This window comes from Bacillus bruguierae (assembly GCF_037104725.1).
In the GTDB taxonomy this organism is placed as follows: Bacteria; Bacillota; Bacilli; order Bacillales; family Bacillaceae_G; genus Bacillus_A; species Bacillus_A bruguierae.
In genome coordinates, this window is the sequence record NZ_JBAWSX010000012.1 from 50,496 (window position 1) to 62,401 (window position 11,906).

The 11,906-nt window shown below is 34.4% G+C and carries 8 protein-coding genes; 5 read left to right on the plus strand and 3 right to left on the minus strand.

Going from position 1 to position 11,906, the window contains the following annotated elements; genetic code table 11:
* The first annotated feature begins 145 nt into the window (after positions 1 to 145).
* Complete coding sequence (locus WAZ07_RS18355) at positions 146 to 961, plus strand: DUF3952 domain-containing protein (RefSeq protein WP_336473591.1); 816 nt, start codon at positions 146 to 148, stop codon at positions 959 to 961.
* Positions 962 to 1,256: 295 nt separating this feature from the next.
* Here the strand turns inward: WAZ07_RS18355 and WAZ07_RS18360 are convergent, their stop codons facing one another.
* Entirely contained in the window at positions 1,257 to 4,109 is a 2,853-nt protein-coding gene (locus WAZ07_RS18360; protein WP_336473592.1) for a SpaA isopeptide-forming pilin-related protein, read from the minus strand.
* Positions 4,110 to 5,697: 1,588 nt separating this feature from the next.
* On the opposite strand from WAZ07_RS18360, the gene WAZ07_RS18365 reads away from it, so the two are divergent.
* The 4 genes from WAZ07_RS18365 (at position 5,698) to WAZ07_RS18380 (ending at position 9,059) form a co-directional block, all read left to right on the plus strand.
* Complete coding sequence (locus WAZ07_RS18365) at positions 5,698 to 7,143, plus strand: o-succinylbenzoate--CoA ligase (RefSeq protein WP_336473593.1); 1,446 nt, start codon at positions 5,698 to 5,700, stop codon at positions 7,141 to 7,143.
* The gene (menC, locus tag WAZ07_RS18370; protein WP_336473594.1) at positions 7,144 to 8,250 is read left to right on the plus strand and encodes an o-succinylbenzoate synthase; all 1,107 of its coding nucleotides are present in this window, start codon (positions 7,144 to 7,146) and stop codon (positions 8,248 to 8,250) included. It abuts the gene before it with no gap.
* A 4-nt stretch (positions 8,251 to 8,254) separates the two neighbouring features.
* Complete coding sequence (locus WAZ07_RS18375) at positions 8,255 to 8,557, plus strand: nucleotidyltransferase family protein (protein WP_336473595.1); 303 nt, start codon at positions 8,255 to 8,257, stop codon at positions 8,555 to 8,557.
* A 316-nt stretch (positions 8,558 to 8,873) separates the two neighbouring features.
* Positions 8,874 to 9,059, plus strand: coding sequence for a YjcZ family sporulation protein (locus tag WAZ07_RS18380; protein WP_336473596.1), 186 nt, complete (start codon positions 8,874 to 8,876; stop codon positions 9,057 to 9,059).
* Between the two features lie 52 nt (positions 9,060 to 9,111).
* On the opposite strand, the gene WAZ07_RS18385 is transcribed toward WAZ07_RS18380, so the two are convergent.
* Positions 9,112 to 11,094, minus strand: coding sequence for an ABC transporter permease (locus WAZ07_RS18385; protein ID WP_336473597.1), 1,983 nt, complete (start codon positions 11,092 to 11,094; stop codon positions 9,112 to 9,114).
* A complete protein-coding gene (locus WAZ07_RS18390; protein WP_336473598.1) occupies positions 11,091 to 11,843 on the minus strand; it encodes an ABC transporter ATP-binding protein in 753 nt (250 codons plus the stop codon). The genes WAZ07_RS18385 and WAZ07_RS18390 overlap by 4 nt, the downstream gene beginning before the upstream one ends.
* Positions 11,844 to 11,906 lie beyond the last annotated feature (63 nt).

The window sequence follows — 11,906 nt, forward strand, 5'->3', positions numbered from 1 at the left end:
CTGCCTCGTTTTTTACTAAAACAAAATTATTTTTGTTGATTGGAATGATAATCTATATAGTGGTGCTGCTTGTATTAATTTTCCTAAATCTTAAAGGAAACATAGCCAAACTGAGAATGCCAAGGGTAACAAAAGAGGTGACTGTATGAAAAAGAAAGCTAAAGTGCTGCTTGTTATAACAATAGTAGCAACTTTATTAGGTGGATGTAGTTTAGGAGGAACGAAAATTGAGTATGAAAGATTAGTAAAAGAGTTAGATGAAGGGGATATGCAGACGGTAATGACTCCAAGTGATGATGGGTATGCACATGTAGAAGAACAAAGTATACAATCTGTTATTGAGGAAAAAGAGGATGGCACTCATACTAAAAGACTATATCAATCAACAGATGGAATATACTTTTTGAAAGAAAGAAATATATACGGTACTACAAAGCAAACTACAACAGATTTAATAGAGAATGCTGATAAAGCACATAAAGATGATGGTTATAAAAAAGATGAAGTATATAGTACGAATTTCATGTATAAAAATGGACAAGCACAAAGCTCAAATTCAAATCTTGATGTTTTACCAGTTAAATTAATTATAGATCGTTTACAAGGAATTGGAAAATTAAAGCCAAAAGATGATAGACAAGGATTCGACGAGCCGAATAGAATTTCGTACAGTTTAACAGAATCGCAGTTTCAACAAATTATTAATGACAAATTACATTTACAATATGATAAATTTGGTACAGCTTCAATTGTTATTTATTTTAACTGTGCTAAAGATGTAAAAGAAAAACCTATGGAAATAGATGAATTAAGGATATCCGTGGATTACGAGAAAAGAAATGATCAGGGGAAGATGTTAACACATATTCAACAAATATTAGTAGGATTCAGTAATAAAGAAGAAAATACTCAAAATGCGAAAACAAAGTACCTAGAGTATGAAAAACAATATAACAATTAAGCAGACCTCCCCCTTCCTATATAGAGAAAGAGGGAGGCTTTACTTTGTATTTCGTAACTAGTACTGCAAGAAATATTGTGATCTTATAAAGTGAAACTTTAATCAGTGGGGGTTTTCTTCATCCCCCACTGATTATTAGCCCTCCCAATTGGGCTTTTACGGGCAGTATTACTGCCCCAAAATAGCGGGATAAATTTCTATTTATAAGTAGAAATCATTATAGAATTTGCTTTTTATTTTTTAAATCGAATTCTTTGAAAGATTCAGAAAATTTTTCTTAAAAAAAGTAATTTTTCTAGTATCTCATTTTGAATACGTAAATTCCTGCCATGATAAATCCAATTCCTAAAAGAGGTAAGATTGGAAATTCTGATCCTGTAGATGGTAAAGATTTTGTATTCTTACTAACTGTTTTTTCTATATGCTGCATGTCCGGTGTTTTTGTATCAACTGTTTTCTCTACATGCTGTGGGTCTGGTTTAATTTCTTTATTTAGAGTTTCTGATTGATTTAGTTTTTTTACATGAACTGTTTTCTCTACATGTTGTACGTTTGTTGTCATTTCTTTATCCGGAGTTTTTGGTTGATTTGGTACTTCGGATATTGGTTTCTTCTGATTTTCCACTGTATGTTTAATCATTTGACCATCTTCTTTTATTTCAAAAGAGAAAGTATTTTCACTAAGTATGTATCCCTCTGGAGCTAATGTTTCCTTATATGTATATGTTCCGTAAGGTAGTTTAAATGTGATAACACCATTTGCATCTGTTTTACCTTTGGCAACTTCTTGGCCTTGCTTATTGTATATAGTAAATTCAGCATTTGACAGCTTTTTATTGTCATCTGCAGAGTCAACTTTTGAGATTTGTAGTTCGCCTTGTATACGTTTATTTTCCACTTCTAATAAAGCGTTTTCATTTGTTTGTACGTTAACCTTTTTAATTGTAGGATCAAGCACATATCCTTCTGGAGCTTGAACTTCTTTTACAATGTAAATACCGATAGGAAGTTGATGTAATTCAGCAATACCTGCATCATCGGATGTGATATGTTTTTGGATATCACCTTTTTCATTGGAAACTTCAAATATAGCACCTTTTAAAGGTTTTTTGTTTTCATCAAACTTCATAATTTTTAAAGATCCTAGCGTTTCTTTTGGTTGCTCAAGTATAGGTTTCTTCTGATTTTTCACAATATGTTTAACGATTTGACCATCTTCTTTTATTTCAAAAGAGAAAGTATTGTCGCTAAGTATGTATCCCTCTGGAGCTAATGTTTCTTTATATGTATATGTTCCGTAAGGTAGTTTGAATGTGATCATGCCATTTGCATCTGTTTTACCTTTGGAAACTTCTTGACTTTGTTGGTTATATATAGTAAACTCAGTATTTGAGAGTTTCTTATTTTGATCTGCAAAGTCAACTTTTGAGATTTGTAGTTCACCTTGTATATGTTTATTTTCCACTTCTAATAAAGCAGTTTCATTTGTTTGTACTTCCACTTTTTTAATTGTAGGATCAAGCACATATCCTTCAGGAGCTTGAACTTCTTTTACGATGTAAGTGCCGATAGGAAGTTGATGTAATTCAGCAACGCCGGTATCATCAGAAGTAATATTTTGTTTAATATCACCATTTTCATTGGAAACTTCAAATACAGCACCTTTTAAAGGCTTTTTATTTTCATCGAACTTCATAATTTTTAAAGATCCAAGCGTTTCTTCTGGTACCTCAGGTGTTGGTATCTCAGGTGTTGGATTCTCTTTATTTTCTACTACGTGTTTAACAATTTGACCATCTTCTTTTATTTCAAAAGAGAAAGTATTTTCACTAAGTATGTATCCTTCTGGAGCAAATGTTTCTTTATATGTATATATTCCATAAGGTAGTTTGAATGTTACAAGACCGTTTGCATCTGTTCTACCTTTGGCAACTTCTTGACCTTGTTGATTGTATATAGTAAATTCAGCATTTGGAAGCTTCTTATTGTGATCTGCAAAGTCAACTTTTGAGATTTCTAATTCACCTTGTATATGTTTATTTTCCACTTCTAATAAAGAATTTTCATTTGTTTGTACTTCTACTTTCTTAATTGTAGGATCAAGCACATATCCTTCAGGAGCTTGAACTTCTTTTACGATGTAAGTGCCGATAGGAAGTTGATGTAATTCAGCAACACCTGTATCATCGGAAGTAATATTTTGTTTGATATCACCTTTTTCATTGGAAACTTCAAATATAGCACCTTTTAAAGGCTGTTTATTTTCATCGGATTTCATAACTTTTAAAGATCCTAGTGTTTCCCATTTTACTACTAACTCTGTGCTCACTTCTTCCTTACTTCTTTGAGATAATGTAGCTGTATTTTGAACAGTTCGTTTTCCATCAAACGTAATTGCCTGTAAATTTGTTAGGTTTGATTTTATTTTGAACTTGAAATCTCCGCTAGCTGTATTTTTAGGAATTAGAATCTTAAATTTTTCATTAATAGAAAATGTAGTTTTCTTTTCCCCATTTTCATTTAAAAGTTGAATTCCTGCAGGTGCATTTTCACCTTCAATTGTATATGTTCCAGAAACTGCATTTGTTTGAATTGTATATAAACCTGTTTCTAAATAGTCTCCATTTTGTTTTACGTTTTGTGAATCAGGAGAAGTTACATTGAAAAATACTTTTTGAGATTCTGCCCCATGCTTAGATTTTTCAACTAACTGTTTCATAAGAGTATGTACCTGTTGATTTTGTGGTACTAAATCATCTACTTGTAATTGTCCAAGAACAATCCATACAGCTAATTGAGTTGCGTAATGTGCTTCCGCTGGTGTAGATACACCTAATTCCACTGGACTTTTTTGCGGATATCCGTTTAGTAGTACACGATATACCTCGTCTGTTGCTCTCCCCATTTCAGGTAAATCCTGTCCATTAGGAGAAGGTAGGTTTAATGATAAACAATATTCGATACTTCCTGATGCTCCTTTAAGAGTTCCTGCTTTAATTTCTCGATTTTTTGATTTACTATAACTCCACTTCATTTGATATTTTTCCTTATGTACAATCTCGGCTTTTGCTTGTGGAACAGAAACTCCTAACAATATAATAAGCACACTTAATATAGAAAACCATTTTGCTAACATTTTTTGTTTCATTTCTTCATCCACCGCCATTTATCAAATTTAGTATAGAAAATCTTATGTTTTTATTACACTTGTTGTTGGTAAAAGAGTACTACTTGGAATATCTATAAAAGTTTCGCAAAAAAAGATTAAATAATTAGAAAATTTGTAATATTTTAACTCTATTATAAATGTTATTTCAGAAAAGGGAATAGGTATTTTTTGTTGAATTTTGTCAGTTTTCCGAAAATTACAGATATAAGTATTTAATAAAAATGAAAATAGTATTAATAAGTTGCATCTGTTTGAATAATGTTAAACTTTGTATATTTGGTTATACAGAGAATTACTGGTACATAAGAAGTAAAACATTTCAATTAATGCTAATATATGTATTTCTAAAATCTTATTTTTATTATAGATTCTATTGTAGAAAAAGAATAGGTGTTTTTTAATGAAATTTTGTCATTTTTTTGAAAATTCAAGGTATAGTTATTTAATAAAAATTAAAATAATACTATAAGTTCTATTCTTTCGAACAACGTTAAACTCTGTGTTTTTGGTTATACAGAGAATTATTCGTACATAAAGAAAAATCCTTATGAATGAATATAAAAATATGAAAATGAATATATATAATACTGTGTCCTATTATAAATGCTATTGTAGAAAAAGAATAGTCTTTTTTAAAAAATTTTTAGATGCAAGTATTTAGTAAAAATAAAAATAGTATTATTAGTTGCATCCTTTTGAACAACGTTACATCCTGTGTATTGGGTTATGCAGAGAAATGTTCGTGTATAAAAGAAAATCTTTATGAATAAATATAAAAATATAGAATCCTGTGCTCTATTATAAATGCTATTGTAGAAAAATAATAGTCTTTTTTTGAAAGTTTTAGATGCAAGTATTTAGTAAAAATGAAAGTAGTATTATTAGTTGCATCCTTTTGAACAACGTTAAACTTTGTGTATTTGGTTATACATAGAGCTGTTCGTACATAAAAGTATCTTTATGAATAAATAGAAAAATATGAATATATATAATACTGTGTTCTATTATAGATTCTATTGTAGAAAAAGAATAGTCCTTTTTGGGGGTAAAAATTGTCATTTTTTTGAAAGTTTGAGATTGTTTAGCGGGAAATAAAATAGTATTGAAATGCAAAATGAAATTTTAAAAGAATAAAATTTTATAGATGAACTTAATGTAATCATCATTGTGTAAAAAATATAGATATTTTTATGGATGATATAGTTGAATTAATAAAGATACTTCAGAAGAATGGAACATAATTAGGCAAAGAGCTAACATTTGCTATAGGAGTAAGAGATAGATAATATGGAAGTAACGTTATATAAATCCATTTTAATTTTTCGACATATAAGTCACGGTTATGCGAATATAACATAATCGCTACTTGCTTTCTCCCTTTGTTTTAAACTTTGCATGGGGCAGGAAAAGGCCCTGACCGCTTCTATGTACGGCCAGAGGCTCTCGGCCCTCCTCTAACAAGAAATGGGTTTTTATGTCGTTTTTTAACTTGTATATATAGTTATACGTGAAGGAACAGAGTTAGAGCTATATGTTAGCTTTCTATTCTTTGAAAGGAGAACATAATATGGAGAGAATGCCTAATTGGCTTATGCAACGTGCTTTTTTAACACCGGAGCGCACCGCGATTGAAACGAGAGAAAGTACGTATACGTTTTTGCAGCTTCATGAGAAGGTGCTTTTATGTTGTGAACATCTTGCTTATTTACAAGTGAAAAAGGGAACAAAAGTGGCTGTTCTGATGAAAAATAGTATGGAGATGGTGATTGCGATTCATGCTCTTTCTTATATAGGGGCAGTCGCTGTTTTGCTGAATACACGTCTTTCAAGAGAAGAGCTACTTTGGCAAATGGAGGACGCAGAGGTGTCTTGTTTGCTTACAGATGAAGAGTTTGAGGGAGAGCAAGTACCTGTCTACTTGTTTACAGAGCTTGCAGCATTGCCGAAAGAAAAGGGAACCGTGCAAAATGAGTTTGTTTTAGAAGAAACGATGACGATTATTTATACGTCAGGCACGACAGGAAAACCGAAAGGTGTGATGCTTACATACGGGAACCATTGGTGGAGTGCAGTTGGCTCTTCGCTGAATTTAGGGCTTCGTGATGATGACTGTTGGTTAGCATGTTTACCGTTTTTCCATGTGGGCGGATTATCGCTTTTAATGAAGAATATTATGTATGGTATGAGGGTGTTACTTGTTCCGAAGTATGACCCGGATTTTATTCATGAAGCGCTGCAAACAAGAGGTGTAACGATGATTTCCGTTGTATCTAAAATGCTGACGGATTTATTAGAACGGTTGCAAGAAGATACATATTCACCGTCTCTTCGCTGCGTATTGCTTGGCGGAGGGCCAGCTCCAAGACCTCTTTTGGAAACGTGCGTCGCAAAAGGGATTCCGGTGTATCAAACGTATGGTATGACAGAAACGTCTTCGCAAATTTGTACATTGGCCGCTGATTATATGTTAACGAAAGTTGGTTCAGCCGGAAAACCACTATTCCCATGTCAGCTTCGCATTGAACAAGGTGGAAGGGAAGCTAGTGTAGGAACTGCCGGGGAAATTGTTGTGAAGGGGCCGAATGTAACGGGTGGTTATTTCAATCGTGAAGAGGCGACGAGAGCGAGTATTCACGATGGTTGGTTACATACGGGAGACATTGGCCACTTAGATGAAGATGGTTTTCTCTATGTGCTAGATCGCCGCAGTGATTTAATTATTTCCGGCGGAGAGAACATATACCCGGCGCAAATTGAGGAAGTCTTACTTATGCATCCTGCTGTTTTGGAAGCGGGAGTTGTTGGAGTAAGTGATGAGAGATGGGGACAAGTTCCTGTCGCATTCGTTGTGAAATCAAAAGAGATAACGGCAGAGGAACTCATTGCTTTTTGTGAAGATAAACTTGCACGATATAAAGTGCCAAAAGAGGTTCATTTTCTTTCTGACCTGCCGCGCAATGCTTCTAAGAAATTACTGCGCCGTGAATTGCGGCAGCTGGCGGAGGAGATATAAATGCATATTACAAAGGCAATGCTGTATGTAACAGAAATGCCGCTCGTTATTCCATTTGCTGCAAGTTATGGGACGTATAAAAAGCGTGAAAGTATTGTGATAGAACTAATAGATGAAGAGGGACGAAGCGGTTGGGGCGAAGTGGTCGCTTTTTCGGAGCCTTGGTATACAGAAGAAACAGTCGTAACGGCGTTTCATATGCTGCAAGACTTTTTGTTGCCGGTGTTATTTGAGCAGGAGCTTTCCCATCCTTCTGATGTTACGTCTCTTTTTCAACATATAAAACGCAACAATATGGCCAAAGCAGGAATCGAGGGTGCATTATGGGATTTGTATGCAAAGCGCAAGAATCAATCGCTTGCCGCGCTGCTTGGCGGTGTAAAACAGGAGATTGAAGTTGGTGTAGTGATTGGCCTTGATACAGTTCCTAATATGTTAAAATGGATTGAAACATACGCTGAAGAAGGGTATAAACGTTTTAAAGTGAAAATTAAACCAGACAATGACTATGCTTTGCTTCACGAAATTCGCAGAGCGTTTCCAACTATTCCATTGATGGCAGATGCCAATTCTGCCTATACGCTGGCGGATATGAAGCAGTTACAAAGGTTGGACGAATTTGAGTTAATGATGATTGAACAGCCGTTAGCAGATCATGATTTTCTTGATCATGCCCGTTTGCAGCAGCAAATTGAAACGCCCATTTGCCTAGATGAAAGCATTCATTGTTTAGAAGATGCAAGAGTGTCCATAAGACTTGGGAGTTGCCGTATCATCAACATAAAACCTGGGCGAGTTGGCGGATTAACAGAATCCATTCGTATCCATGATTATTGTCAGCAGCATCGTATTCCTGTTTGGTGCGGGGGCATGGTAGAAATGGGAATTTCCCGGGCGCAAAATATTGCGCTCGCATCGCTGCCTAATTTTACAATTCCCGGTGATATCTCTGCTTCTAAAAGACATTGGGAGCAAGATATTATCTCGCCGGAAGCAACGCTGCAACATGGGAAAATTATTGTTCCTAAGCAAGCTGGGTTTGGATATAACATAAACCGGACAAGACTAGAAGAGATAACGAAACAATGCATTGTATGTGAGAGGTGAACATATGCAAAAGCATGAACAGGTGCTGCGTCATATACAAAATCGTTTATTAGAAACACCATTTGTAAAAGTGGCATACATTTTCGGATCTCATGCCAGAAAAGAAGCAACACCTTCTTCAGATTATGATATAGCGATTGAGACAACGCATATTTCAGTAGGTGAGTTTCAATGGCTTTTGTTTCAATTAATGGAAGAGCTAAGCGGAGTGGGAAAAGTAGATGCGGTTCATTTGAATACATTGTCCGATAGCGAGTTGAAGCGTCATATTTTACGAGAAGGCCGGTTGTTTGCACAGCGTATATAAAAGAGTGGCGTCATTCATATCGCCGCTCTTTTTGTGTGAAATAGCATTATTAGCTGAAAATACTTTCTCTTACTTTTTAATCTACTGCACTTTTTGGAGCGTTACCATGGATTGTTCCATCTTCATCTTTTTTCGAAATTCTTCATGGGAGTTTTTACTACGGGATCTGTTTGGAATCTTATAAGATCTTATATTAGAACAAGCCTGTTTTTAAAAAGAACAAGCTTCTTATTTTTGTCCTAAACATAGGATAAATGGAATCCACTGAAAGGATCCGACAAAGAATAAGGATTTTTATTAAAGGAGGAAAAGAGTAATGGGTGAAAGTTGCGAACATGGACATGGACATGGGCATCGTCACGGCAATGGCTTTGCGCTTTTAATCGTATTATTTATTTTGTTAATCATTATCGGCGCTAGCTGCTTTGGTGGCTGCGGTGGTTACGGTGGTTATGGTGGTGGTTATCCAGGCTACGGTTATGGCGGCGGCTTTTGTTGCTAATAAGCTAAAAACTATTGAAAATAGCCTTGTGCAGAGCACAGGGCTATTTTATTCACAGCTTAATATGTTGTGACAGTTTTTGAATGTAAAACGAGCGTATCAGGAAAAAGAAGATGATTTCAATAATGCCGAAGAGACCTAATATTAAAATTTCTTCTTTTAATAAAGAAAAAGAAAGTGTACTTTGTATGAATTTAATTGCAAATATTGTATGAATCGAAGCGATAACATAAGGAACGAAAAATAGAATTGCTAATTGAATGGTTGCTGAACATGTCATTTCGGCTTTTGTTAATCCAATCTTTGTAATGGTCTTATATTTTTCGGCTTCTCTAGTTAAATCGGTATACATACGGAAATAAAGAACGCTTCCTGCTCCCATGAAGAAAATAATGCCAAGAAATGTACCGATAAAGAAGTTGGCAACGTTCCAGCGTTTATCAACATATAATTCATCACTTGATGTAAAAATTTGAAAAGGAACCTTCTTATCTTGTTCTCCCTGCTGATCTGTATGTGGAGAAACACTTTTTATATCTTCTGTGGTCATATGCAAAATACGCTTTGTAAGCGGCATTGTATTTTCCCAATCATCCACTTGAAAATTATAAAACGTCATTGGTTCGAGATGTGGAATTTCGTTGTCGACAGCATGATCTTGCAGTACGATCAAGTAAGCATAAGCGTCCTCCGGTATAATCGGTTTGGTAGCTGTTTCTTTTATATGAAATTCTTTTTTATTAGATTGTAACGTAATCTTTGTTTGTTTAAGAAAAGGATTTGTTAATAGCTCTAATGGTATTGGTGAATATCTTGGAACTATATATGTTTCATGTCCCGTTAATTGAACTTGAGGACGGTTTAGAAATTTAGCAAGAATATTATAGTCACTTTGCTTTATAATCCAAATCTCTTCATTAGCAGCCTTATCTTTATAAATAATTGCTTTATGCTTTTGGTAAGTAAATTTATCTGTACGTAATTCTGTTTCTAATGCTGCAATATGCTTTGCTTCTAAAATATTTCCTTCGTAAGATACATAAGTAAATGGAAAAGGAAATGCCTCTAGTATAGAAGCCTTTGTGTATTTATTAAAAGCATATAATGTTGTGATAGTCGTAAAAGTTATTACAGATAGCATTGTTACTACAAAAAGCATATTAATATTGATGCGAACGCGTGATGCTAAATCAGAGATCCATAGCATATTCGTTTTTTTCATATAAAAGCGTCGACGCTTTTTTAATATCCAAATGAAAAGAAAACTAGCCTGGGAGAATAGAAAATACGTCCCAATTGTAACGAGAGGAATAATGGCCAGAATAATGAGTAGACCAATCCCGTTTGTTAAACTTTTTTCTGTTATATAGCTTTGTGGATAAGCTGCAAAAATATAACCAGAAAATAGACATAGTAAACTAAAAATTGAAATGATAACGGAAGGTGATCTCTCCTTCTTTCCGCGAATTCCTCCTCTTAGAAGATGAACGATTTTTTGTGTTCGAATTAAAGCAGGTGTAAAGATAGATACAATTGTAAAAAGTATGAGAAATGTCGCTACAGTTGTCTGAATTGCTTCTGATGGCCAATATAAATAAAGGCCGTTAATACCTGAAATTTTTGATGTAATCAATAAGAAAAAGTTAGAAAATACAAGACCAGCTTGAATGCCAACAAAAATAGAAAGAAGCCCAATAATCATATTTTCTAAAAAAATAAGTCGTTTAAGTTGCCTGTGTGAAATACCTAAAATCGTTAAAACGCCAAACTGCTTTTTGCGTACGTTCAAAAACGTTCCAATTGAGTACACCAAAAAGAAAAAAGAAAACAGTACAATTACAAATTGTGTAAAACCAATTAAAGTGAAAAGAGGTCCTGTTTCTTTATAGTTTTGTATATGTTGTAAACGTGGATGATACCGATACACAGCAAATGAAAAGAACACCGTAATAGAAAATGAGCTGCTTAAAAAATAGGCAAAATAAGCTCTGGCATTACGGATAACATTTCGTAATGCGAATTGCCAAAACTTCATCCGCGTCTTCCTCCTAGTAATGCTAATACATCTAATATTTCTTGATAGAACTTTTCGCGGTGCAGGCCGCGGTGCAGCTCATTATAAAGCTCACCGTCTTTAATAAAAATGATACGGTTGCAATAACTAGCAGCAAATGGGTCATGTGTCACCATTAAAATTGTCGCTTGTTCTTCTTTATTTAACTTCGTAAATAGCTCCATTACATCAGTTGCAGCTTTCGAATCTAAGTTTCCTGTTGGTTCATCAGCAAGCAGTAATGAAGGTTTATGGATGACTGCACGGGCCACTGCGGTACGCTGTGCTTGTCCTCCGGAAACTTCAAAAATTCGTTTATTTAAAATATGATCGATACCGAGTTTGTTTGAAATAGTATCTAGCTTTTCATCCATTTCCGCAAGCGGAACATTATCTAACGTCAAGGGCAAGACGATGTTTTCTCCAATTGTTAATGTGTCTAATAAGTTAAAGCTTTGAAATACAAATCCTAACTCTTGCCGGCGAAAGATAGCTAATTTTTCGTTGCGAAACGTATGAGGCTGCTTTCCGTTAATAAAGACTTCTCCTGCTGTAGGAGAATCGATAGTCGAAATAACATTTAATAAAGTTGATTTCCCGCTTCCGGACGGGCCCATAATCGCAACAAATTCTCCTTTATCTACATGTAAATTAATATTTTTTAAAGCAGTATGAGGGACTTTCCCCTCATACACTTTCGATACATTTCGAATATGTAATACTTCTTCCATATATCAATCACCTTTCTAACGTTATAAATCCATTTTAATTTTTCAACATATAAGCTATTGCTA